Below are 21,627 nucleotides of genomic sequence, written 5' to 3'. Positions count from 1 at the left end.
TAACGAACCATGAAGGACCACAGCGAGAATCGCACCGAAAACCGCACGAACAACTGCAAGAACCAGAGCCAGAACCGCACCACCAATCAGACCACCAACGAGCACAAGCACCCCAACCAGTATACCAAGGGTGCTGACGACGAGGGTGCCAAGAACAAGAAGTAACACCGCATAAGAAAGCCCGCTGCCTTCCCTGCACTGTTTTCCAGTGCGGAAAGCAGCGGGCTTTCGCGTTTTATTTCTGGTTCGGGTCAAACTGCTGCCACAGGGCATCGAACAGCTCTTCCACACGGGCCATCTGCCCGGTGAGGTAGAGCCAGCCCAGCAGGCACTCAAAGCCGGTGGAAGCGCGGTATTCCTCGGGGGAAGCGTGCTTGGCCACACTGGCCTTGCTGGCGTTGCGGCCCCGCTTGAACACGGCCAGCTCCTCCTCTGTGAAGAGCGGCTCCAACAGCTGCTCCTCCCGGAACTGTGCCCGGGCAGAGACATACTTGACCTTTTCCACATTGAGCTTGCCTGCGGACATCCGGTGGTGCCGTGCCAGACGGGTGCGCACCAGCAGTTCCAGCACGCTGTCCCCCACAAAGGCCAGCGCCAGCGGATTCAGCTCACGGGGGTCGATGGTTTCCGATTCGTTCATCGTAGTAATACCCTTCGTCTCTGTCCTCCCGATCAGGTGATTCTTCATTCAACCTCTCAGTCACGGGCTAACGCCGTGACAGCTCCCCTAGTAGGGGAGCCTTTGGCAGAAGATTCATTTTTCGCTATCATCGCCTATGGCTCCAAAACCATCATCTGCCGCAAGGCAAAAAACGACGGCAGCAGGGCCAAAAGTAGCGAAGCGCCAACACTCGAAAATGCGACGATATGCCAAGGCCTCCCCTACTAGGGGAGGTGGCATCGAGCGAAGCGATGATGACGGAGAGGTTGGACAGAGCTGAAACCTTTCCTTTAGAAGATATAATCGAACTGATATTCACCAATGAGGATGGTGTCGTTCTCCTGCACGCCCTTTTCCACCAGTTCGGTCAGGATGCCGCTCTCGTCCAGTTGACGCTGGAAATACTGCAGGCTCTCGTAGTCATCCACATTGCTGCCGGCCAGGATATACTCCAGCCAGGGCGCGTCGATGCTCCACACATGGGCTTCCATCCGCTGGATGGTATAAGCACGGTCGTTGGCCTTGGGCTCGGGCTTCTTGTACTCGGGGGTGAACACGGGCACCGGCGGGATATCCTTCAGGCGGTTGTAGACCAGGCCCGGCAGCTCCCGCACGCCCTGCATGGTGGCGGCAGAGATGGGCACAAAGGTCAGGCCCTTGCCCTCCACATAGCTGCGGAAGCTCTCGATCTGCTCCTCGGTGGCCAGGTCGCACTTGTTGCCCACCACGATCTGGGGGCGCTGTGCCAGCTCGGGGCTGAACTTTGCCAGCTCCTCGTTGATCTTTTCAAAGTCCTCCACCGGCTCACGGCACTCGCTGCCGGAGACATCCACCACATGCAGCAGCAGGCGGCAGCGCTCCACATGGCGCAGGAAATCGTGGCCCAGACCGACACCCTCGCTGGCACCCTCGATCAGGCCGGGGATGTCGGCACAGACAAAGCTGGCACCCTCACCCACCGACACGACACCCAGGGTGGGCACCAGCGTGGTGAAGTGATAGTTCGCGATCTTGGGCTTGGCCGCGCTGATGGTAGAGATGAGGGTAGACTTACCCACATTGGGGAAGCCGATCAGGCCCACATCAGCGATCAGCTTCAGCTCCAGCGTCACCTGGATGTCCTCACCGGGCATACCGGGCTTGGCAAACTTGGGGATCTGGCGGGTAGGCGTTGCAAAATGCGCGTTGCCGTAGCCGCCGCGGCCGCCCTTTGCGATGGTGACGGGGGTGTGGTCGGACAGGTCCGCGATGACCAGCCCGCTCTCCGCGTCCTTGATCACGGTGCCCAGCGGCACCTTGATGATGAGGTTTTCGGCATTCTTGCCGTGGCAGAGGCTTGCGCCGCCCTTGCCGCCCTCGGGGGCAGTGTACTTGCGCTTGTAGCGGAAGTCCATCAGGGTGGAAAGATGATCGTCCGCCACAAAGATGATGTCACCGCCGCGGCCGCCATCACCGCCGTCCGGGCCGCCAGCGGCCACGAACTTCTCACGATGGAAGCTCACTGCGCCATCGCCGCCCTTGCCCGCATGGAGCCAGATGGTGGCGATATCGATAAAATTGGTTTGTGCTGCCATACAGCCCCTCCTATTCTTAAAAAGCCTTTTCCCTCTGTTCAGCTTCCCTACTAGGGGAGCTGGCCGCGCCAAAGCGCGGACTGAGAGGTTTGATTTCCAAACAGAAAAGGCTTTTTCGTTACCTAAAAAGAGCCGGGCCACGAGGGTCCGGCTCTTCGGGTTGCAGTTTTTCAGGCAGAAGTTACTGCTTCACGCTGCACTTCTTGCCGCTCTTGCCCACGCGCTCAAAACGGACAGTGCCGTCAACCAGAGCAAACAGGGTGTCATCGCTGCCCTTGCCAACGTTCTCACCCGGCATGATGTGGGTGCCACGCTGACGAACCAGGATGTTGCCGGCCAGAACGAACTGACCGTCTGCACGCTTGGTGCCCAGACGCTGTGCTGCGGAATCGCGGCCGTTCTTGGTGCTGCCTACGCCCTTTTTATGTGCCATTGTAATTTACCTCCTTAGCCGTTGATCGCAGTGATCTCAACCTTGGTGTAGGGCTGACGATGGCCCATGCGGCGAGCACTGTGCTTCTTTGCGCGATAGGTGATGATGTTCAGCTTCTTGCCCTTGCCATTCTTGATGACCTTGGCAGAAACGGAAGCGCCCTCAACAACGGGAGCGCCAACCTTGACAGAACCCTCCTCGCCAATAGCGAGAACCTGATCAAACTTCACTTCGGAGTCGGCCTCAACATCCAGCTTTTCGATGTAGACGATGTCGCCCTGCTCCACGCGGTACTGCTTACCGCCGGTAACAATGATTGCGTACATTTGTTTCATTCCTTTTCGTTGTACTCGCTGGTCGTAAAGGCAGGCCCTCACGGGGCCGTTTCCGGTGCCCACACCATGCGGCTAGAATATTATAGCAGAAAAAAGTCCGCTTTGCAAGGGCTTTTTGCACTTTACTCCGGATTTTTTTCGTTCTTTTCCGGGTGTTCGCGCCGCTCCAGCCCTTCCTTTACGGTTTCATTCCACGCTGCCGTTTTCTCAACGAACTCTGCGCGGGATGCAGAGGCCGGCAGAGCAGCGTCCGTCCCCGCAAAAGTGGTGGGGCCGTCCAGCTTTTTCATCCGTGCCCGGTTCTCGCTGTTCAGGGGCAGCTCTACCATCAGGGGCTTGTCCCTGAACTTCCTTGTCAGGAGGATCTCGGCGATCACGCCGCCCACAACGGCAACGCCTGCCACCAGCTGGGACACCCGCAGGCCGATGCTGGGCACCAGCAGCAGGCTGTCGGTGCGGAGGGCTTCGATCCAGAAGCGGCCCGCACCGTACCAGATGAGGTACCGCAGGGCGATATCCCCTGCGAACCTGCGCTTTTTGAGGTAGCGCACCAGCAGAAACAGGCCCACAAAGCACCAGATGCTCTCATATAAGAAGGTGGGATGCACCGGCAGGTTCGGGTCGATGGTCACGCCTTTGGGCACCGTGACCACGCTGCTCGTCAGGTAATCGTGGGTCGCCTGGCTGTACATGCCCCAGGGCAGGGTGGTGTTGCAGCCAAAGGCCTCCTGATTGAAAAAGTTGCCCCAGCGGCCGCAGCCCTGCCCGATGAGGAAGCCCATGGCCGCCAGATCGAACATGGGCAGCACGGGAACTTTCCGCCACTTACAGGCCAGACCTCCGAACAGAAAGGCTCCGATGATGCCGCCGTAAATGGCAAGACCGCCATCCCGGATGGCCAGCACATCTTTCAGGCTGTGGTACTGATAGGGCGAAAGGGCCACATAGTAGAGCCGGGCACACAGGATGCCCATGACCACACCGATGAGGATGACATCCACCATGGCATCGGCATCCACGCCGAACTCCACACTGTGCCGGAAGGCGAACACCAGCGCCAGGCACATGCCCACGGCAATGCAGACACCGTACCAGTAAATGTTCATGCCTCCGATGGAAAAGGCCACGCGGTCAAGCTCAAAGCTCAGCCCCAGCCCCGGAAACTGCACCAGATTCGTCATTCTTCCATCTCCTCCTCATCGTCCGGTTCTTCCCCGGCCGTGCCGTCGGGCTGGATGTACATCACAGCCATCCGCTCCTCGCTCAGGATCTTCTGCAGCGCTGCGTCGGCATCCTCTGCCGTCAGCGCCGCCAGCGTGGCGATCTGCTGGGCCACGGTCTGGCCGCTGAGGGCAAAGTCTGCCATCTGGCTGGCCGAGTCCTCCACGTTCTCCAGATTTTCGATCAGCTGGCCGTATTTTTCATTCTTGCACAGGGTAAAGATCTCCCGGTCCACGCCCTCAGCGCGGATGCGCCGGATCTCCTCCAGCAGCAGCTGCTTCACAGTGTCGGGCACATCGCTCTCGCCGGTGAACAGGATGCAGCAGCAACCGTCCACCCGGAGCACCTCCCCGCCAAAGCCGGGGTTGGTCAGGCCCTCATCATAGAGCTTCCGGTAGAGCCTCGACATGCCGCCAGAGATGCAGCAGAGGATGAGGTCATACAGGATCTCGCTGCGCAGGTCGTCATGCTGCAGCGGCTGCTCCTTGAAGCCGATGCCGAAGCAGGGCTTGGACACCGGCATTGTAATGGTCTTTTCGGCAGCGGCCAGCGTCATGGGTTCCTCTGTCCAGAGCCGCTGCACCCGCTCCACCGGGCGCGCTTCCATCAGGCCGTGGCGCGCACAGGCCGCCAGGATCTGTTCCATGCTGGTGCTGCCTGCGGCGGCCAGCACCATGTTGTTGGGGGCATAGAACGCCTTGCAGCAGTCGTACAGCATCTCCGGCGTGATCTCTGCAATGCTTTCCACCGTGCCCGCAATGTCGCTGCGGATGGGGTGGCTGTGATACAGGCACTCGCACAGGCCGGTGATGAGCCGCCAGTCGGCGCTGTCATCATACATTTTGATCTCCTGCCCGATGATGCCCTGCTCCTTGGCGATGGTCTGCTTAGTAAAGTAGGGACGGCCCACCATGCCCAGCAGCACATCCAGGCTTTCGTCCAGCTGCTCGGTGGCGGTAAACAGGTAGCAGGTGCGGTCAAAGCTGGTAAAGGCATTTGCGTTGGCACCGGTCTTGGCGAACTTTGCAAAGGCATCGCCGTCCTCATCCTCAAACATCTTGTGTTCCAGAAAATGCGCCACACCGGCGGGCAGGTGCACTTCCCTGCCGTCCACCCGGAAATCCCGGTCAATGGAGCCAAAGCGGGTGGCATAGATGACATGAGTGCCGGAATAACCCGGCATGGGCCGCACCAGCACCGTCAGGCCCGAGGGCAGCACCTTCCACTCATCGGCGGCGGCCTCGGTCAGGGCACGGTTCGTGTTCTGTTCAGGCATGGGCGCTCTCCTCCTCTCGGGTCAGAAGATAGCTGACCGAAAGGGTCAGCTGCCGCAGGACGGTGCGGACATCCTCCTCGGTCACAGCCTGCAGGGCCGCGCGGGCATCGTCCGGGGTCTGCACCGGGCCGCCCCGCAGCACCTCCATGTAATACCAGGTCTCAATGCCGCCCAGCGTATCCTCAATGCCCGCCATCCCGCTCAGCAGGGAGCGGCGGCAGTCCTCAAGCTCCTCAGCCGTGATGGGGCCGCTGCGCAGGTCATCCAGCTCCTTCAGGATCGCTTTTTCGGCCCGGGCCGCGTCGGCGTGCTCCACGCCGCTGTTCACAGCCATGCTTCCGGTAAAGCTCTGGAAGCTGGACGAGCAGTAATAGCACAAATGATCCCGTTCCCGCACGTTCAGGAACAGGCGGCTGGTCACACTGCCGCCATACAGCGCCATGGCAAGCCGCACCGCCGCCATCTGGTCGGGGCGCATGGGCACGCCCAGCGTGAACAGCATGCAGAGCTTGGCCTGCACCGTGTCAAAGCATTCCACCCTGCGCACGGCATCCTGCCGGGGCATGGCAAGGTTCTCGCACAATGGCAGCGGGGCCCGCCCGATGTAGGAAAGCTCTTCCAGCAGGGCCTGCTTCACCTGCTCGGTCTCCGCTTCCCCGCAGCCCAGCACCAGCAGCTCGATGCTGGCGGTGCGGAGCATCTCACGATAAGCCTCGGTCAGCGTTTCCGGGGTCAGGCCGTCCACCTCGTCCAGATAACCCTCCTGCCGGATACCGGCGGGGCTGCTCCCAAAGAACTCCCGGTTGGCCTGCCGCTGGCAGTAGATGCGCTTTTCGTTGATCTCATCCTCCAGCGCCTTTTTCAGCATCTGTTTTTCGATGGTGACCGCCTCCGGGTCAAACACACCGCCTACAAAATAGGGATGGAACGCCGTGCCCAGTGCCAGCGCGGCATACTCCCGGGTCAGGGCCTCGCCCTCCAGTGCAAAGCGATCCTTGATGCCGGTCACACTGACGCAGAGGTTGTGGTTTGCGCCCAGCGGGCGGGCATCCACAGTCAGGTCCGCGCCGTACAGCCGGGCAAGCTTTTTGGTCATCTGGGTCATATCCGGGCAATCCGCATAGCCCCGCTCCATCAACAGAGGCAGCAGAGCGTGGGCGGTTGCCGTCTCCCGCCGTGCCGGAAACGCAAAGTGGATGCTGATCCGGCAGCGGTTGAATTTCTGCGCCGGGTCCCAGGAAAGATGGACCCCGGGCGCGATCTCGGTTCGTCTCAACAGTCGTTCTCCTTTTTGTTACAGCTTTGTGCGCTCCAGCGCAAGGAACTCCTCCAGCGAGAGTCCGGACGCGCGGATGGCGAGGGCATTTTCCACCCCCACATAGCGCCAGTGCCAGGGCTCGTATACCATGCCGGTGGCGGCCTGCCGCTCCTCCGGCCAGCGGAGGACAAAGCCATACTCCGCAGCGTAGGCGGTCAGCCACTCGTAGGCGCGGGTATCGGCAAAGCGGGTGGTCTTTTCGGTGCAGTCCGGGCTGAGAATGTCCGCCGCATAGCCGGTGGCCTGCTCGCTGGCATTGGCCGGAGGGCAGACGCAGGCGGCATAGGCCGCTGCCTCCTCTTCGGAAAGCCCCTTTTCCAGATACACCTGCTTCCGGGCATCAAAGGCCGCTTCCCGTGCGGAAACATCCTGATAGCCCGTCACCAGTTCCAGCGTGATACCGTCTGCCGCCGCAGCTGCCGCCATGGCGCGGTACTGCTCTGCGGCTTCCGCTTCCAGCTGCTGGCCCGTGGCATCATCCGCCACCGCAAGGGCCGGGGCAGGCTCTGCGTCCAGCGGCAGATTCCCGTTCACCAGCACCAGCCGGGCATCAGCAAGGTTCAGCTGGTATTCGGTGCCATCGTAATTTCTGGCCACAAAGGCCTCCGGCCCCGCGATCAGGGCGTGGGCCTTGGGCAGCAGCCATAAAATGCCGCTGGTCATCAGGACAACAGCCGCGCCGCAGGCCGCCAGAAACACGGCCCAGTTCCGTGCCAGACGCAGGCAGCGCCGGATTCTCCACTCCCGCCGGGTCATCCGCCGCCGGGGCGCTTGCTTGTTTTGGTTCATCGATATCGGTTCCCTTCTCACATCATTTCGCAATGCACAGCCGCACAATTACATTATTTTATTATACACTTCTTTCGCCGGGGTGTAAACGGAAAGGGATGTTAAAAAATTGTGTCTTTCAAAAAAGGGAGTTCCGTTACGGACGAACGTCCGAACAGAACTCCCTTTGGGGGTTATAAAAATCCCGCGTTAAAGCGCTTTCCTCCATTCAGAATTTTCCCGTCAATGGAGAGGGTGACCGGCTACCGTGGCAGAGGACTCGTTCAGGACAGCTTGATCTTCAGATCTGCCAGCAGATTCACGGCCTCCGGCAGCGAAAATTTTGCATCTTTCAGGCGGCTGCCCAGAATATCCACCTTATAGCCTGTGGCATCCCGGAAGTCGGCTTTCCGCAGATCACACTGGTAAAATTCCGTTTCGTGCAGCTCTGTGCCCATGAAATTCACCATCTGCATCTCGCACTTGGCAAACATGGAACCCACGATCTCAGTTTTCTTCTTTGATAAATCAGAAGTTATTGATTTTCTGAATCCAATCCAAGCTCTTTCAGTTCTTTTTCGTTTTTGATGTCTTCATCAGTTTTCTTTCCGGTGATAGCACTGTATGCTTCTTTAATACCATTTTTCACTGCCCACTTGATAACAAAATACAGCGCAATTAAAATAACGATTGCGGTTCCACCGCTGATTCCTAGTTCATTCCACATAATAATATCAATGCCTCCGATTTCATAAATTCCGAGTTGTCGTTCTCAGTATACCATGATTTCTCTCTGCGGAAAAGATACCAGGAAACAAAAATGGCCCCGGAGAGCTTGTTGCAGCTCTCCGGGGCCACTTTATGTGCGTGTGTGACTTGGCGCACACGACCGGCATTTTACTCGATTTCAATCAGATTCGGGTTCTCAGGCAAAGCCTTCGTCTGCTGAGGAGCAGGCAGCTCGATGTGCAGGACACCATCCTCGAACTTTGCATGGATGTCTTCCTTCTTCACATCGCCCACGTAGAAACTGCGTGCACAGGTGCCGGAGAAGGTCTCGCGCCGCACATAGCGACCCTTCTGATCCTTTTCGTCATTGCTGTGGCTGCGCACTGCCTGAATGGTCAGGTAGCCGTCGTTCAGATCCATCTGAACGTCTTCCTTCTTGCAGCCCGGCAGATCAACCGCTACTTCGTAGCCGTTGTCCGTCTGTTTGACATCGGTCTTCATCATGTTTGCACCGCGCTTACCAAAGGTATCACGAGCCTCACGGTTCATCATACGTTCCAGTGCAGCGTCATTCCAGAACGGATCGAAGAAATCATCGAACAGGTTTTCATGGAAAACAGTCGGCATAAGCATAAATCATTCCTCCAATCCCGGCGTTCGGGTCGGGGCAAAAAATCTGAAGCGTCCACTCGGAAAGGCTTTCCGGGGAGCCTTGCGGCTCTCCTTTTGCCCTTCCTCCTGAGCACGCCACTGTTATAGCACCATGCGTTAGCAGTGTCAATAGTGGAGCGCTAATATTCATGAAAAAATAACACTTTTGCAACAATTTCTTGGTTCTGGCTCTCTCCGCTTTCCCCTTTGGGGCGGGCTGCCACGCCTTTTTTCGTTGCCGCCTGATTTGGCACTTTTCAACGGTCCCGTTCCGTGTTACAATAAGAAAAAACGAAACCGGGTGATTTTTTTGGAATTTTATGGTACCATCGGCCCCGCCTGTGCCCAGCTGGAGACCTTGCAGCGCATGGTGGAAGCTGGCATGACGGGCATCCGCATGAACCTTTCCCACGGGCCCCTTTCGGCCCACAAAGACTGGCTGGATATCATCCACGCCGTGGGCATCCCCCAGCTGCTCATCGACCTGCAGGGGCCGGAGCTGCGCATTGGCACGCTGCCCCAGCCCCTTGTGCTGGAACCGGGCCAGAGCCTCCGGCTGGGGCAAGGAGGTGTCCCCTGCCCGGCGGCGCTGGTGCATGCAGCCCGGCCGGGCCAGAACCTCCTGCTGGACGACGGCAGGCTCCTTGTGCAGGTGGCCGAAGCCGATGGCGCTGCCCTGCAGTGTACTGTGATACGGGGCGGCACCCTGCAAAGCCGCAAAAGCCTTGCGGCACCGGGGCTGACGGTGGCCTCCCCCACGTTGACGGAGGAGGACCTGCAAAACCTGCAGCTGGCGGGAGCCTGCGGCGTTACCGGGGTGATGCTGCCCTTCGTGCGGGGGGCTGAGGACATCCGCACCCTGCGCCGGGCGCTGGAACAGGCCGGGGCCGGGCAGATCCGCATTTTTGCCAAGATCGAGAGCCTTGCGGGGGTACAGGCCCTGCCGGAGTTCCTGCCCCTTGTGGATGAAGTGGTCATTGCCCGCGGGGACCTTGGCAACGCCATGCCCCTGTGGGAGCTGCCCCGGTGCCAGAAACAGCTTTCGGCAGTCTGCCGGTCTGCCGGGGTGCCCTTTATGGTGGTGACCCAGATGCTGGACAGTATGTGCAGCCGGGCGGTCCCCACCCGCGCCGAGGTCAGCGACATCTATAACGCCGTGGCAGACGGCGCTTCCAGCGTGATGCTCACCGGGGAGACCGCCGCCGGGCAGTACCCGGTGGAGGCCATGGAGTATCTTGTGCGCACTGCCCGCACCGCCTTGGAATAACCCAAAGTCAAAGACACTCGGTCGATCTGTGTTGCCGCATTTAGTCCAGAATTTTTCCGTCAATGGAAATGGTGACCACCTGCCACGGAATGAACTTTCCGCTGGCTTGAAGTGCCTTTTTCGCTGCCATCTCCAAGCCGCCGCAGCAGGGCACCTCCATGCGGAGGATGGTCACGCTCTGGATGTCGTTGCTGCGCAGGATCTCGGTGAGCTTTTCGCTGTAATCCACAGCGTCCAGCTTCGGGCAGCCGATGAGAGTCACTTTGCCGCGCATAAACTCCTGATGGAAATTGGCGTAGGCGTATGCCGTGCAGTCCGCTGCAATCAGTAGCTTTGCGCCCTCAAAGTAGGGCGCATGGATGGGTGCCAGCTTGATCTGCACCGGCCAGTTGCGGAGGCGGGAGACCGGCTGCACGGGGGCAGAAGCTGCGCTTTCGGCGGCCTCCGGCTGTTCCAGCATCCGCATCCGGGAGCCGGGGCAGCCGCCCTCGTGGAGGTGCTTCATCTTCTCCTGCAATTCCTTCTTCTTTTTGTTTTCCTGCACCGCCGCCTCGTCGTAGGCAGGGGCTTCCCGCTCTTCAAAGGTAATGGCTCCGGTGGGACAGCCCGGCAGGCAGTCGCCAAAGCCATCGCAGAAATTCTCCCGCACCAGCTTTGCTTTGCCGTTGATAATATCAATGGCTCCCTCGTGGCAGGCGGTTGCGCACAAACCGCAGCCGTTGCATTTTTCTTCGTCAATATGGATGATCTTCCGAATCATATCGATACTCTCCTGTTGTGGGTGTTTTTTGCATTTGCATCTTTATTATAGTATACTAAAGACAACTTGTATGTTTGAATTCCAACAAGGAGGGCTTTTATGCAAAAATATCTGCCTGTTCTGCGGAACTGCCCCTTTTTTACCGGGCTTACCGACGATGAGATCCTGTCCATCCTGCACTGTGTCAGTGCAGCGAAGATCACCCGGCCCCGGGGCTCCTACATTTTCCGTGCCGGAGATTCCACGGAGGTCATGGGGCTTATGTTGTCCGGCTCCACCCTTGTGATACAGGAGGATCTTTGGGGACACCGCAATATCCTGTCCAAGTGCAATACCGGAGACTTTTTCGGGGAGCCTTACGCCGCCACCCCCGGTGCCATCCTGAACATCAGCGTGGTAGCAGAGGAGGATTGCGAAATTCTGCTGTTGAACGTCAAGCGGCTGCTCACCTCCTGCCCCACCGCCTGCGACCATCACCAGAAACTCATCCGCAATCTGGTCAGCGTTCTGGCAAACAAAATACTGCTTTTTAACGATAAGATCACCCATGTCAGCAAGCGAACCACCCGGGAAAAGCTGCTGTCCTACCTGTCTGCCGAATCCATCCGGCAGTCCTCCCTTTCCTTTGACATTCCCTTTGACCGTCAACAGCTGGCGGATTTTCTCTGCGTGGAGCGTGCCGCCATGTCGGTGGAGCTTTCCAAGCTGCAAAGGGAAGGGCTGCTGGTCACCAAGCGGAACCATTTTGAGCTGTTGACCCGTTGACCGCTCCATGCGCCGCCCGCAGGCGGCACCCTTTATTCTCCCGGTGATTCTTGAAGCCAGCCTTTGCGCAGCTGTTCCAATGCGTGGGTCTCGAGCCTTGAGACATAACTTCTGCTGATCTGGAGCAGCTGTGCCGTTTCCAGCTGGGTCAGGGGCGGCTGACCCGCCAGCCCGTACCGCAGCAGGATCAGCTTGCGCTCCCGGGCGGGATGTCTTTCAATATGACTGCTATGATAGCATGAATCCTGTGCTCTTATCAGAAAAACAAGGAACCACCATCCTGCTCCAACTGCACGTCTCCATTCAGCAAAACGGAGAGCGGCTTTTATACCGTTCTCCTCTATTTGTTCTTATTTTATCTGCGGTGTATCCTTTCGCTGCCGAGTGGATCTCAGATATTCCAGCAGCGTCCGGCTCACCACCGAGCTGGCAGTTTTGGAAAACGCCAGCCCCAATGTCCGGCAGCAGGCAGGCTCCAGCGGGCGGGACACCACACCGGGGCAGCCAAATGCCTGCATCACCAGCTCCTGTGAGATGGTCACGCCCAGCCCGCTGCGCACGAACGCCATGATGAGGGTATCGTCCCGGAAGCTGTAAGAAATATTCGGCTTCACCGGGCATTTGAGCATCAGGTGCTGGATGTCATTATCACAGCCGGGCGTTTCAATGATGAGCGGATACTGAAACAGCTGCGACAGCGTTACGCTGGGTCGTGCAGCCAGTGGATGCCCCTCCGGGAACACGGCACACAACGGGTCGTCCCAGAGCGGGTAGAATTTCAGGTCGTCTGCCACAATGGATGAGAGGAAACCGCAATCCACCTGCCCATGGATGATCCATTCCCGGATCTCATCATAGTTGCCGTCCAGGATCTCTATACTCACCTTCGGGTAGTTCTCCTTGAAATAGTGCACCACTTCCGGCATCCAGAGCGTTGTGATGCTGGAAAAGCTGCCCACCCGCAGCTTGCCCTCCACCTTGTGGTTGATATTGAACGCCGCCTGCCGCAGCCGGTTCTTCTGGTTGGCCAGTTCCCGGACGTAGGGCAAAAGACGTGTCCCGTTGTCGGTCAGGGTCACGCCTCGGTTGATGCGGGCGAACAGCTTCACGCCCAGTTCTTCTTCCAACCCCGCCATCATCTGGCTGATGCCGGATTGGGTATAGTTCAGTGCCTCCGCTGCTTTGGAAAAACTGCCCGTTTCGCACACTTTCAAGAATATCTCGTATCGGTCTTTCTGTTCCCGCATCTCAAGCGCTCCATAAGTAAAATTTATAGGTCATAGTAATTTTATTCGGTTTACTGATATGATACTCCATGTTATCCTATATTACAATAGGAAATACGGATAGGAGTTTCAGAATCATGGAAAAGAAAGCAAGCAGTTTCTCCGGACAAATCGGATTTGTCCTTGCTGCCGCCGGAAGTGCGGTGGGTGTCGGCAACCTGTGGCGGTTCCCGTACCTTGCCGCAAAAGATGGCGGCGGTTTGTTTTTGCTGGTGTATCTGGTGCTGGTGCTGACCTTCGGTTTCACGCTGCTCACCTCGGATATCGCCATTGGCCGCCGCACCAAGCAGAGTGCCATCCGCGCCTACGAGAGCATGCGCCCCAAGTGGAAATTCCTCGGCATCCTGACCTTTCTGGTGCCAGTTCTGATTATGACCTACTATGCCGTCATCGGCGGGTGGATCACGAAATATGCGGCAGTCTACCTGACCGGACAGTCTGCTGCCGCTGCTGAGGACGGTTATTTTACCAGCTTCATCACCTCGCCGGTCTCCCCTGTGGTGTTCGCTCTGCTGTTCATGGGCGTGACTGCTTTCATCGTGTACAACGGCGTGGAGGGAGGCATTGAGCGGGTGTCCCGCTACATGATGCCCATTCTGCTGGTACTGGTGGTGGTGATTGCGGGTTACGCCCTCACCCTGCGCCACGAGGACGCCTCCGGCCAGATGCGCACCGGTCTGGAGGGTCTGCGTTACTACCTGACCCCGCACATGGAAGGGCTGACCGTCAGCCGCTTTTTGCAGATTTTGCTGGATGCCATGAGCCAGCTGTTCTTCTCCCTCAGCGTGTCCATGGGCATTATGATCACCTACGGTTCCTACGTCAAACCGGAAGTAGACCTGAACAAAGCGGTGAATCAGATTGAGATCTTCGATACCGGCGTAGCCCTGCTGGCCGGTGCCATGATCATCCCCGCCGTGTATGTTTTCTCTGGCACCGAGGGCATGAGCGCAGGCCCCAGCCTGATGTTCGTCTCGCTGCCCAAGGTATTCAACGCCATGGGCAAGGCGGGCGTGTTCGTGGGCATCCTGTTCTTTGTCACTGCCATTTTTGCCACCCTGACCTCCTGCATCTCGGTGCTGGAATCCATCACCGCCAACTGCATGGAGATCTTCCACTCGGGCCGCAAAAAGACGGTGCTTGTGCTGGCGGTCATCTATCTGGCCGCTTCCGCCATCATTGCGCTGGGTTACAGCATCTTCTATTTTGAAGTACAGCTCCCCAACGGATCGGTGGGTCAGCTGTTGGATATCATGGACTATGTCAGCAACAGTGTTATGATGCCTTTCATTGCCCTGCTGTCCACCATCCTGATTGGCTGGGTCATGACACCGGATTATGTCATTGACGAGATGCAGCGCAGCGGCGAGACCTTCCGCCGCAAGAAACTCTACCGGGTGATGATCCGATACGTGGCTCCGGTGATGATGCTGGTGCTGTTTTTGCAGTCCACCGGGATCCTTGCTTAAGCTGAAAAGCCCCCGTGGGCTTTTGGGAAACCGGACGAGCAGAAAGGGATTTACCCCGACATGCTCGGTTCCGTTATCATCTGATCCACGCCATTGAGGGTGCATATAAGTATCGGAAAGACTGATGATACCAGTTTTAGCGGATGGTTCTGCGGAGCCATCCGTTTTTTCTTATTCAGATCGCATTTTTTCTGTTTTCTCTTGACGATGTCCCGCCAATGGAGTAGGATGGTGCTGCAAAAACGAATTGCAAAAGAGGAGATCCAAATGCAAATCAGCCTTTTATTGATGCAGCAGATCGCGCAGCTATTTCTGATTCTGCTGATGGGATATGCCGTTGTGAAAACCGGCTTGTTGAAGGCATCGGACAGTAAGGTGCTGTCTGTGGTCTTTGTCTATCTGGTCATGCCTTGTGTCGTTCTGAACGCCTTTCAGATCAAGGATACACCGGAGATCCGCACCGGGCTGCTTTATTCCATGGGCATCGCCGTTGGAATGCACGTTGTATTTCTGCTTCTGAATGCGCTGTTCCGCAAAGTTCTCAAGCTGGACGCAGTGGAGCAGGTCAATGTCATTTACAGCAATGCCGCCGCGCTGGTCATTCCCATCGTGCAGGCCCTGCTGGGGGAGGAATATGTTGTCTACTCCTGCGCCTTTGTCATTGTACAGCTGGTGCTGCTCTGGACCCATGCCAGTGCCTGCCTGCAGGGGTCTGCCCGGCTGGAATGGCGCAAGCTCCTTACCAATGTCAATCTGATTGCCATTGCAGCCGGTGCTCTGCTGTACCTGCTGCACATCTCGCTGCCCGCCCCAATCACCAGCACACTGAGCAGTGTCGGCAATATGATCGGCCCCATGGGAATGCTGCTGGCAGGCATGGCCATTGCGGAAGTCCCCCTCAAAAAGGTTTTCTGCACCCCGCGCAACTATCTGCCGGTATTTCTGCGTCTGCTGGGTGTTCCGCTGGTCATCGTCCTGCTACTTTGGGCAGTTCACGCATCCCTTTGGATCCCGGACGGCAAGTCCATCCTGATGACGGTCTACCTTTCTGCCATTACCCCCGCCTGTGCAACGGTCACCTCCATGGCACAGCTCTATGACCGGGATGCTTCTCATTCCAGCGCGATCTATGTCCTGAGCACGCTGCTTTCCATCCTGACCATGCCGCTGATGATCGGGTTGTTTGAGCTGTTGCTCTGAAATACAAAAAAAGGCCGTCCGGCACCGTAGCAGGGCAGCCTTTACAACTACAAGGATGTGTCTCTATGAAACTACTCAAACAATTCATTCAGCAGGAAACGGTCCTCACCGCAGCCGCTGTGCTGGCCGTTGTCTCCGCCTTCTTTGTTCCACCGGATGTGCAGTATCTCGGCTACATCGACCTGCGCACGCTGGCGATCCTGTTTTCCCTGATGACGGTCATGGCCGGGCTGCGGCGGCAGGGCTTTTTTGATGGCCTGGGACGGGCATTGCTGTCCCGCACCCACAGCACCTTTCAGCTGACACTGGTACTGGTCGGGCTGTGCTTTTTCGGAAGCATGTTCATCACCAACGATGTTTCCCTGCTGACCTTCGTTCCCTTTACGTTCGTGGTCCTGAGCCGTTTGGAAGCGGATGTCCGCCGCTCCCTTCTGGTCCCGGTGGTCTGTATGCAGACCATTGCGGCAAACCTTGGCAGTATGCTGACCCCCATCGGCAACCCGCAGAACCTCTATCTTTACGGAAAAAGCGGCATGAGCATCGGGGGATTTGTGCTTCTTATGCTGCCCTACACACTGGTCTCTCTGCTCCTGCTGCCGACTTGGGCAGCGCTGGTCTGCCGGAAAGCCTCTGCCACCCTCTCCGTGGACGAGCTTGTTTCTTCTTCTGCATCTCAGGGGGATCAGAAGATCATCCTGCTGTATCTGGTTCTGTTTGCCGTTTGCCTGCTGTCCGTGATCCGGGTGCTGCCCTATGGCATCGCCTTTGCCGCTGTACTCGTCTGCGTTCTTTTTGCAGACCCGCACACCTTACGGGCAGTGGACTATTCCCTGCTTTTGACCTTTGTGGCTTTTTTCATCTTCATTGGCAATCTGGGGCGCATTCCGGCCTTTTCCGGCTGGCTGCAGGAGTTTCTGACCGGCCGGGAAGTGCTGGTGGCGGTTCTTGCTTCGCAGGTCACCAGTAATGTTCCCGCCGCCCTGCTGCTGTCCGGGTTCACGGCAGAGACACAAGCCCTCATCATCGGCACCAATCTGGGAGGTCTTGGCACTTTGATCGCATCCATGGCCAGTCTTATTTCCTACCGGCAGATTGCACGGGAGCTGCCACAGGGGAAGAAGCAGTATTTTGGGCTGTTCACCCTATCCAACCTGATCTTCCTTGCGATCCTGCTGGGCGTGTGGTTCTTGCTCCGTTGACCGGGGCAGATGACTTATGGTTTTTCTATAAAGCTAAAAAAGGGAGTTCCGTCACGGACGAAGGTCCGGGCAGAACTCCCTTTGGTTTTATCGTATGCACCAGCGGATAAACCGCTTTGTTTCTTCTTTCTTCATTTTCTTCGCTTCCTGTTCGTAATCATAATAGCCAAAAGCGTTCCAGCTCCGACACAAGCAGTGCCGGATGATTGATGATCTCGCCATGGCCGAAACCGGGGAAACAGCGGACGATCAGGCTCGGATATGCCGTCCGCAGCCGCTGGATAGCCTTTTTCATGTGCCCTTCTTTTTCTCCGTACCAACAGGCGACCTTTGCATCGGGCTGTACCAAAAAGTCCGTTCGATAGAGATAAAGTCCTGCCTCCCAAGTGGCCCGGACGGATTCCAATCTGATATGATCCGGGATACGGCGGAGCATAGTCTGCATTCCCTGCTCCGTCTGCCCCATAAAGCGCAGCGCCCATGCAGGCATGTACTTTTCGTGTGCCGTTCGATATTGCTTTTGCGGCATGACCTTCAAAATCAGTCGATTCAGCACTCCGAAATCCAGATACTCCGGCCCGCTGAGGATCATCCGATCGATCTGAACGGTTGGGGAAGCCTTCAGAAAAACAGCCGGTCCACAGCCCAGCGACTCTGCAAAAAGCAGATCCAGCCGTCCGTTAAGCTCTTTCTCAATATAACCGGCCAACTTGTCCGCCTGATTCTGGGCGGTCGTGTAGGTTGTTTTGCCTGTTCCGTCAAAGCCATCGAAGCTGACGGCATACACGCAGAATTTCCTTTCCAGCAGCGGGATCAAATCCTCAAACTGCCGCCAGCACATAAGATTTCCGTGCAGCAGCATCATGGTCTTTCCCTCTATATTGCCGAATCGTTTGATTTCCATTTCAATATGCCACCCACTATTATCTGACCTTCATGCAGAAATCGCAACGGTCATTTCCACGCCCCAGCGTCATGCTTCTCTCCCAGATCAGCTTCGGATGCAACCAGGCGTAGCTGATGTCATCACTGTCGCAAAAGCAGCGGCACAGCTCCGGGCAGCCGTATTCTGCGCAGGTGTCGTGATAGGGGCACTTCATCATATCCACACGCCAGACACCGTTGCCGGTCTGCAGTTCTTTTGGGACAAAGCCCGCCGCCGGGCCAAAAACGCTCCGGGTGGATTTGACAAAAACGCCGGGAACAAGGCGGTAAAGCCCCGGTATGTGCAGCAGGGCGGCAAGCTGTTTGTGGCTCGTTCTCGCCAAGTGCTCCACATAGCCGTGAACGGTTTGCAGTGCCTCCTCTTTCGACATGACCCGCTGCAAGGTCTCGTAGGCCGCAATGCCCGGTAAGATTTGCCGCTTGAGGTGGTATTGCTTTTCCTTGCTTGCACCCGCGTTTTCAGCCAGCAGCGCATTCAGGCGCATATCAAAAGCGGTATTCAGTTCCTTTGCCCGCGCGGGAAAGCGCAGTGCCACAGTCTCCCGGAAATCACGGGAAAGATAGGTTTCCTTCGCCTTCATCGTCCGTCACCCCTTCTTTTTGTACCCGCAGTCGCAGTAGGGCCCGCCGGAGGCAAGGGTGTACTGACGCACAAAATTTGTCACACCGCCCGCTTCGCTCATGGTGTAGTCCAGACGGCACAAAGCAGGGGTCAGGTCATACAGCCCCAGTTCCTTCATCAGCACACAGATGCCGCACCTGGTAAAGCGTCCCTCGTAGCCGCTGCCATCCGGGTATTCGTAAAACTCCATGTTCCACGAATAGGGGTTGCGGTCGGCGGCTTTCAGGGCGGCAGTGGCTTTCATAGCGGCAATATCCTTTGGGGTGAACTTGCTTTTTCCGCTTTTGCGGCAGAACCACTGCATGGGCTTTGTCATCATGGATCTTGCGTAGTAATCCGTCAGCCTGTCCACCTCCGGGCGTTGCGGCATGGAGAGAATGAACGCGCCGACCATGGCGCAGTTGATAAGATTCATTTTGAAACGGTCGGCTTTTTCAAACTCCGGCAAACCAGCAATGATCTGCCGGTATTGCGGCTTTGCCTTTTTCGTGATGGCTCTTGCGGTGGCTGCATCATAGCCCAGCACAGCGGTCAGATGCTTTTGAAAGGAACCGGCAAACAGCATCCACATCCCAAAGGGCATCCCGGCATACTTCATTGCAGATACCTCCCGGCTTCCGCTTCCAGTGCCTGCCACACCGGGTAGGCTGCGCCATGTTCATCGAAAAATTTCTTAAGATCCCGGTTCAGTGCGCTCATTTCGTCGATGGCGTTCATGGCATGGTCGGAGGCGCAGAGTTTGCCCAGCGAGGTAGCGTACATCAGCTTGAAAAAGCGCAGGCAGGTCTTGCGGTATTTCTCCCCTTCAAAGTCTGCATCTTCCTTGGGCAGAATGGTGTGCCCGGCATCTCGGATGGCGCGGTATCCCTCGATGTTGGCATCCAGCACACGGTTCAGGTACGCGGTATCTCCCCTGAGCTTTTTCAGGTCGCCGTCTGTCTTATAGCAGGCGAAGGCCGCAGGCATCACAAACGCGGCATGGCAGAGCAGATAGTCCTCCATGTTCGGCTCGTAAACAACCTTATATTTTGTGCCGTGGAAGATGCGCCCGATCAACTGTTTATTGGACTTTGCACCCGTCAGCTGTCCGATGGTGATCTTTTTCAGGTCGATGGAGACCACCCGGTCAACCTCCCGATGCCCGGCAGAAAGTGCAAAGGCAAACAGGACGTTCTTTTCCGGCAGTACCGCCGCCAGTGCCCTCGCCTGCACATTGTTCCCCACAAAAACGATGTTCTTCGTCCGGTTCGCCCGCAGCGTGTCCAGAACGGAATCCAGCTGTGTATAGCGCAGGACCACAAAGATCACATCGTACATTGCATCCGGTGCAAGTTCAGTCACCACCGGAATGCAGCTGACCGAGGTGCAGGGTGAAAACTTATCCTTGATCCGCAGGCCGTTCTGCTTGATCTCCGCAGCCCAGTTTCCCCGCGCAAGCAGAGTGACATCCTTTCCGGCGCGCAGCAGATTTCTTGCCAGATTGCACCCCAGAACGCCTGCACCATATACCAGAATCTTCATTTCTTGCCTCCAAATCTGATCTTCACGATCTGCATTTTCATCCCGTTGTCTCCAACCTTTGCGAGGAATCGGAAAAAGCCGCTGACGGAAGGATCTTTCAAATCGTTGTAACCCAGCATATAGCCGCGGCTTGTGACCTGCAGACGGCTGTCCCACTCGCCAATCTCCTTGGGGGCATCCGAAACCGCGAAATATGCTCCCACATCCTTGATTTTTGCCGTTCTGAGCCATGTTTTGGCAATCATCTTTACCGCCGTGCGGTTGGCAGCATCAAAGACCAGCACTCCGCCGGGGAAAGCGTCCGCCATCCCCTGCACCAGCGCCTTGACCTGCTGGGTCAGGAAGTAATAGAACACCCCGGAGGCAAAAAACACCGCCCCGCCGGAGGCATCGATCTTGTCAAACCATGCGGGGTCTTTCAGGTCGCAGGGGATGTTTTGCTCCCGCTCCCCGGCGGGCAGCAGCTGCTGCCGCAAGGCAATCACATCCGGAAAGTCCAGATTGTAGATCTTGCATCTGCCGTTGTCGCAGGCTCTGCCGGTGTTATCCAGCCCGCAGCCCAGATTGACCACTGCCGCGCAGGGGTGCGTTTTCAGGTATGCCTGCACCTCAAAGGCAAGGTCATTCTGCCGCATGGCGACCTCCAGCGCACCGAACCGCTGCATCAGGCTGCGGGAGTTTTTCTCTGCCTCTGAAAAGTCGTAGTCGATCTGGTCGATCAGATGCACCGCTGTTTCGTCCCGATAAAGGTTTGGGTACAGTTCGGTGCACAGCTTCCGGGAATACAGCGGGAGGATCAGCGTCTCCTGCACGGTGTTTTTCTCGATTTTGTATTTCATATCGGGTCCTCTCACTTTCTGATAAACGGCAGCTTCGGCATACCGTCCTGCTCAGCGATAAATGCCAGCATTTCAGCAAAGCCCTTCGGATCACGAATCTGATATTGCATGTGATCGTATCCTTCAAATATGGGGTAATTGCCGCAGGGATAGGCTTCTATCACCGCTTGACGGTATTTGAAATGATCTTCTATGCTGCCAAACTCGAAATAGAGATGCTTTTGCAGTTCTTCGGAAAGTGCTGGAAAGGGTTTATCCTCCAGGCTGTCCAGAATCTGTCGCCGCAAATTTGTGTAGGTCAGATTTTTCCCTGCGGCTATAAAATACGGCTTTATGGAATCATCGTCACACCACAGGATCTTTTTCAATGTGCCGCTCTTTGACCAGTACAGGCTCTTGATGGCCAGATACAGAAACGGTGTCATCATGCGGCGCGTACCTTTTCCGATTTGTGCAAACTGCCCGCCGTCAAAGAAAACATGTCCGATGGGCAGCTTCGTGCCTGTCAAAAACGCCATGGCAAGGTCAGCACCGATCGAAGAAGCCACAACCAGTTCAAGGCGTTCCACCCCCTGCGATTTCAGGTATTCTTCCACCTGACGAACCTCGTCCGCCTTGCTGACATATTTCTGCCCTTTGCAGTACACGGTGGAGGTAGGTAAAATGCAGAAATACCGATCCTGTAAATAGTTTGCAACCGGTTCGCTGCTCTCCCCCGTCACGCCCATTGCGTGAAAAAACAAAACAGCGGGAGCATTCCGATTTCCCAATGTCTTAAACTTCATTGT

The 21,627-nt window shown here is 57.0% G+C and carries 26 protein-coding genes; 6 read left to right on the top strand and 20 right to left on the bottom strand.

Annotated features, from left to right (window positions below; genetic code table 11):
* Window positions 1-9 precede the first annotated feature (9 nt).
* Entirely contained in the window at window positions 10-165 is a 156-nt protein-coding gene (locus J3352_RS00870) for a hypothetical protein (protein ID WP_005933941.1), read from the top strand.
* Between the two features lie 70 nt (window positions 166-235).
* Here the strand turns inward: J3352_RS00870 and J3352_RS00865 are convergent, their stop codons facing one another.
* The 11 genes from J3352_RS00865 to J3352_RS00815 all read right to left on the bottom strand — a co-directional run bounded on the left by J3352_RS00865 (window position 236) and on the right by J3352_RS00815 (window position 8,948).
* Window positions 236-640, bottom strand: a complete 405-nt coding sequence (locus tag J3352_RS00865; protein WP_035394406.1) for a Mini-ribonuclease 3 — start codon at window positions 638-640, stop codon at window positions 236-238.
* Window positions 641-951: 311 nt separating this feature from the next.
* A complete protein-coding gene (gene obgE / locus J3352_RS00860) occupies window positions 952-2,235 on the bottom strand; it encodes a GTPase ObgE (RefSeq protein ID WP_097772284.1) in 1,284 nt (427 codons plus the stop codon).
* 181 nt (window positions 2,236-2,416) lie between these two features.
* On the bottom strand, window positions 2,417-2,668 hold the full coding sequence (gene rpmA, locus J3352_RS00855) for a 50S ribosomal protein L27 (RefSeq protein WP_005923362.1): 252 nt from the start codon (window positions 2,666-2,668) through the stop codon (window positions 2,417-2,419).
* A 14-nt stretch (window positions 2,669-2,682) separates the two neighbouring features.
* Complete coding sequence (rplU, locus tag J3352_RS00850; protein WP_035394408.1) at window positions 2,683-2,994, bottom strand: 50S ribosomal protein L21; 312 nt, start codon at window positions 2,992-2,994, stop codon at window positions 2,683-2,685.
* Window positions 2,995-3,125: 131 nt separating this feature from the next.
* On the bottom strand, window positions 3,126-4,184 hold the full coding sequence (gene lgt, locus J3352_RS00845; RefSeq protein WP_097772285.1) for a prolipoprotein diacylglyceryl transferase: 1,059 nt from the start codon (window positions 4,182-4,184) through the stop codon (window positions 3,126-3,128).
* A complete protein-coding gene (gene yfmH, locus J3352_RS00840) occupies window positions 4,181-5,500 on the bottom strand; it encodes an EF-P 5-aminopentanol modification-associated protein YfmH (RefSeq protein ID WP_097772286.1) in 1,320 nt (439 codons plus the stop codon). Before yfmH ends, lgt begins: the two co-directional genes overlap by 4 nt.
* Window positions 5,493-6,776 carry a pitrilysin family protein gene (locus tag J3352_RS00835; protein ID WP_156066179.1) on the bottom strand — a complete coding sequence of 428 codons (1,284 nt, stop codon included), beginning with the start codon at window positions 6,774-6,776 and terminating at the stop codon, window positions 5,493-5,495. The genes yfmH and J3352_RS00835 overlap by 8 nt, the downstream gene beginning before the upstream one ends.
* A gap of 18 nt (window positions 6,777-6,794) precedes the next feature.
* Window positions 6,795-7,607 carry a D-alanyl-D-alanine carboxypeptidase family protein gene (locus tag J3352_RS00830; protein WP_156066181.1) on the bottom strand — a complete coding sequence of 271 codons (813 nt, stop codon included), beginning with the start codon at window positions 7,605-7,607 and terminating at the stop codon, window positions 6,795-6,797.
* Between the two features lie 263 nt (window positions 7,608-7,870).
* Window positions 7,871-8,080 carry a pentapeptide repeat-containing protein gene (locus tag J3352_RS00825; protein WP_238077813.1) on the bottom strand — a complete coding sequence of 70 codons (210 nt, stop codon included), beginning with the start codon at window positions 8,078-8,080 and terminating at the stop codon, window positions 7,871-7,873.
* 41 nt (window positions 8,081-8,121) lie between these two features.
* On the bottom strand, window positions 8,122-8,313 hold the full coding sequence (locus tag J3352_RS00820; protein ID WP_097772334.1) for a DUF6019 family protein: 192 nt from the start codon (window positions 8,311-8,313) through the stop codon (window positions 8,122-8,124).
* Between the two features lie 170 nt (window positions 8,314-8,483).
* Entirely contained in the window at window positions 8,484-8,948 is a 465-nt protein-coding gene (locus J3352_RS00815) for an Hsp20/alpha crystallin family protein (protein WP_156066183.1), read from the bottom strand.
* A 328-nt stretch (window positions 8,949-9,276) separates the two neighbouring features.
* Here J3352_RS00815 and J3352_RS00810 point away from each other — a divergent pair, with 328 nt between their 5' ends.
* Entirely contained in the window at window positions 9,277-10,233 is a 957-nt protein-coding gene (locus tag J3352_RS00810; RefSeq protein ID WP_156066185.1) for a pyruvate kinase, read from the top strand.
* A gap of 40 nt (window positions 10,234-10,273) precedes the next feature.
* On the opposite strand, the gene J3352_RS00805 is transcribed toward J3352_RS00810, so the two are convergent.
* Window positions 10,274-10,993, bottom strand: a complete 720-nt coding sequence (locus tag J3352_RS00805) for an ATP-binding protein (RefSeq protein ID WP_156061399.1) — start codon at window positions 10,991-10,993, stop codon at window positions 10,274-10,276.
* Between the two features lie 99 nt (window positions 10,994-11,092).
* On the opposite strand from J3352_RS00805, the gene J3352_RS00800 reads away from it, so the two are divergent.
* Window positions 11,093-11,758 carry a Crp/Fnr family transcriptional regulator gene (locus J3352_RS00800; RefSeq protein WP_156066187.1) on the top strand — a complete coding sequence of 222 codons (666 nt, stop codon included), beginning with the start codon at window positions 11,093-11,095 and terminating at the stop codon, window positions 11,756-11,758.
* 32 nt (window positions 11,759-11,790) lie between these two features.
* Here J3352_RS00800 and J3352_RS14370 read toward each other — a convergent pair whose 3' ends face one another.
* Together J3352_RS14370 and J3352_RS00790 are read right to left on the bottom strand one after the other, a co-directional pair.
* Complete coding sequence (locus J3352_RS14370) at window positions 11,791-11,979, bottom strand: sigma factor-like helix-turn-helix DNA-binding protein (RefSeq protein WP_279237274.1); 189 nt, start codon at window positions 11,977-11,979, stop codon at window positions 11,791-11,793.
* Between the two features lie 129 nt (window positions 11,980-12,108).
* A complete protein-coding gene (locus tag J3352_RS00790) occupies window positions 12,109-13,005 on the bottom strand; it encodes a LysR family transcriptional regulator (RefSeq protein WP_156066188.1) in 897 nt (298 codons plus the stop codon).
* A gap of 116 nt (window positions 13,006-13,121) precedes the next feature.
* Between J3352_RS00790 and J3352_RS00785 the strand changes: the two genes are divergently transcribed.
* The 3 genes from J3352_RS00785 (at window position 13,122) to J3352_RS00775 (ending at window position 16,912) form a co-directional block, all read left to right on the top strand.
* Complete coding sequence (locus J3352_RS00785; protein ID WP_156066190.1) at window positions 13,122-14,513, top strand: sodium-dependent transporter; 1,392 nt, start codon at window positions 13,122-13,124, stop codon at window positions 14,511-14,513.
* A 267-nt stretch (window positions 14,514-14,780) separates the two neighbouring features.
* Window positions 14,781-15,713, top strand: coding sequence for an AEC family transporter (locus tag J3352_RS00780; RefSeq protein ID WP_035394413.1), 933 nt, complete (start codon window positions 14,781-14,783; stop codon window positions 15,711-15,713).
* A 65-nt stretch (window positions 15,714-15,778) separates the two neighbouring features.
* Entirely contained in the window at window positions 15,779-16,912 is a 1,134-nt protein-coding gene (locus tag J3352_RS00775) for an SLC13 family permease (RefSeq protein ID WP_005934005.1), read from the top strand.
* A gap of 157 nt (window positions 16,913-17,069) precedes the next feature.
* Here J3352_RS00775 and J3352_RS00770 read toward each other — a convergent pair whose 3' ends face one another.
* Genes J3352_RS00770 through J3352_RS00745 form a run of 6 tightly spaced genes read right to left on the bottom strand, consistent with a single transcriptional unit; the run spans window position 17,070 to window position 21,624 of the window.
* Window positions 17,070-17,777, bottom strand: a complete 708-nt coding sequence (locus J3352_RS00770) for an alpha/beta fold hydrolase (protein ID WP_242699829.1) — start codon at window positions 17,775-17,777, stop codon at window positions 17,070-17,072.
* 58 nt (window positions 17,778-17,835) lie between these two features.
* Window positions 17,836-18,438, bottom strand: coding sequence for an L-2-amino-thiazoline-4-carboxylic acid hydrolase (locus J3352_RS00765; RefSeq protein ID WP_097772296.1), 603 nt, complete (start codon window positions 18,436-18,438; stop codon window positions 17,836-17,838).
* A gap of 6 nt (window positions 18,439-18,444) precedes the next feature.
* Window positions 18,445-19,077, bottom strand: coding sequence for an L-2-amino-thiazoline-4-carboxylic acid hydrolase (locus J3352_RS00760; protein WP_097772297.1), 633 nt, complete (start codon window positions 19,075-19,077; stop codon window positions 18,445-18,447).
* On the bottom strand, window positions 19,074-20,000 hold the full coding sequence (locus J3352_RS00755) for a ketopantoate reductase family protein (RefSeq protein ID WP_097772298.1): 927 nt from the start codon (window positions 19,998-20,000) through the stop codon (window positions 19,074-19,076). The genes J3352_RS00760 and J3352_RS00755 overlap by 4 nt, the downstream gene beginning before the upstream one ends.
* Window positions 19,997-20,839 carry a class I SAM-dependent methyltransferase gene (locus J3352_RS00750; RefSeq protein WP_097772299.1) on the bottom strand — a complete coding sequence of 281 codons (843 nt, stop codon included), beginning with the start codon at window positions 20,837-20,839 and terminating at the stop codon, window positions 19,997-19,999. The genes J3352_RS00755 and J3352_RS00750 overlap by 4 nt, the downstream gene beginning before the upstream one ends.
* A gap of 11 nt (window positions 20,840-20,850) precedes the next feature.
* Window positions 20,851-21,624 carry an alpha/beta fold hydrolase gene (locus J3352_RS00745; protein ID WP_005934018.1) on the bottom strand — a complete coding sequence of 258 codons (774 nt, stop codon included), beginning with the start codon at window positions 21,622-21,624 and terminating at the stop codon, window positions 20,851-20,853.
* Window positions 21,625-21,627 lie beyond the last annotated feature (3 nt).

It is taken from the genome of Faecalibacterium sp. Marseille-Q4164, assembly GCF_017377545.1.
In the GTDB taxonomy this organism is placed as follows: domain Bacteria; phylum Bacillota; class Clostridia; order Oscillospirales; family Ruminococcaceae; genus Faecalibacterium; species Faecalibacterium duncaniae.
This window is presented reverse-complemented; position numbering and strand designations above follow the sequence as displayed.

What these genes read in the sequence shown, in the direction of transcription:
- J3352_RS00870 (WP_005933941.1), top strand. Translation starts at nt 10, where the DNA reads ATGAAGGACCACAGCGAGAATCGCACCGAAAACCGCACGAACAACTGC.
- J3352_RS00865 (WP_035394406.1), bottom strand. Translation starts at nt 640, where the DNA reads ATGAACGAATCGGAAACCATCGACCCCCGTGAGCTGAATCCGCTGGCG.
- obgE (WP_097772284.1), bottom strand. Translation starts at nt 2,235, where the DNA reads ATGGCAGCACAAACCAATTTTATCGATATCGCCACCATCTGGCTCCAT.
- rpmA (WP_005923362.1), bottom strand. Translation starts at nt 2,668, where the DNA reads ATGGCACATAAAAAGGGCGTAGGCAGCACCAAGAACGGCCGCGATTCC.
- rplU (WP_035394408.1), bottom strand. Translation starts at nt 2,994, where the DNA reads ATGTACGCAATCATTGTTACCGGCGGTAAGCAGTACCGCGTGGAGCAG.
- lgt (WP_097772285.1), bottom strand. Translation starts at nt 4,184, where the DNA reads ATGACGAATCTGGTGCAGTTTCCGGGGCTGGGGCTGAGCTTTGAGCTT.
- yfmH (WP_097772286.1), bottom strand. Translation starts at nt 5,500, where the DNA reads ATGCCTGAACAGAACACGAACCGTGCCCTGACCGAGGCCGCCGCCGAT.
- J3352_RS00830 (WP_156066181.1), bottom strand. Translation starts at nt 7,607, where the DNA reads ATGAACCAAAACAAGCAAGCGCCCCGGCGGCGGATGACCCGGCGGGAG.
- J3352_RS00825 (WP_238077813.1), bottom strand. Translation starts at nt 8,080, where the DNA reads ATGTTTGCCAAGTGCGAGATGCAGATGGTGAATTTCATGGGCACAGAG.
- J3352_RS00820 (WP_097772334.1), bottom strand. Translation starts at nt 8,313, where the DNA reads ATGTGGAATGAACTAGGAATCAGCGGTGGAACCGCAATCGTTATTTTA.
- J3352_RS00815 (WP_156066183.1), bottom strand. Translation starts at nt 8,948, where the DNA reads ATGCTTATGCCGACTGTTTTCCATGAAAACCTGTTCGATGATTTCTTC.
- J3352_RS00805 (WP_156061399.1), bottom strand. Translation starts at nt 10,993, where the DNA reads ATGATTCGGAAGATCATCCATATTGACGAAGAAAAATGCAACGGCTGC.
- J3352_RS00800 (WP_156066187.1), top strand. Translation starts at nt 11,093, where the DNA reads ATGCAAAAATATCTGCCTGTTCTGCGGAACTGCCCCTTTTTTACCGGG.
- J3352_RS00790 (WP_156066188.1), bottom strand. Translation starts at nt 13,005, where the DNA reads ATGCGGGAACAGAAAGACCGATACGAGATATTCTTGAAAGTGTGCGAA.
- J3352_RS00785 (WP_156066190.1), top strand. Translation starts at nt 13,122, where the DNA reads ATGGAAAAGAAAGCAAGCAGTTTCTCCGGACAAATCGGATTTGTCCTT.
- J3352_RS00780 (WP_035394413.1), top strand. Translation starts at nt 14,781, where the DNA reads ATGCAAATCAGCCTTTTATTGATGCAGCAGATCGCGCAGCTATTTCTG.
- J3352_RS00775 (WP_005934005.1), top strand. Translation starts at nt 15,779, where the DNA reads ATGAAACTACTCAAACAATTCATTCAGCAGGAAACGGTCCTCACCGCA.
- J3352_RS00770 (WP_242699829.1), bottom strand. Translation starts at nt 17,777, where the DNA reads ATGATGCTGCTGCACGGAAATCTTATGTGCTGGCGGCAGTTTGAGGAT.
- J3352_RS00765 (WP_097772296.1), bottom strand. Translation starts at nt 18,438, where the DNA reads ATGAAGGCGAAGGAAACCTATCTTTCCCGTGATTTCCGGGAGACTGTG.
- J3352_RS00760 (WP_097772297.1), bottom strand. Translation starts at nt 19,077, where the DNA reads ATGAAGTATGCCGGGATGCCCTTTGGGATGTGGATGCTGTTTGCCGGT.
- J3352_RS00755 (WP_097772298.1), bottom strand. Translation starts at nt 20,000, where the DNA reads ATGAAGATTCTGGTATATGGTGCAGGCGTTCTGGGGTGCAATCTGGCA.
- J3352_RS00750 (WP_097772299.1), bottom strand. Translation starts at nt 20,839, where the DNA reads ATGAAATACAAAATCGAGAAAAACACCGTGCAGGAGACGCTGATCCTC.
- J3352_RS00745 (WP_005934018.1), bottom strand. Translation starts at nt 21,624, where the DNA reads ATGAAGTTTAAGACATTGGGAAATCGGAATGCTCCCGCTGTTTTGTTT.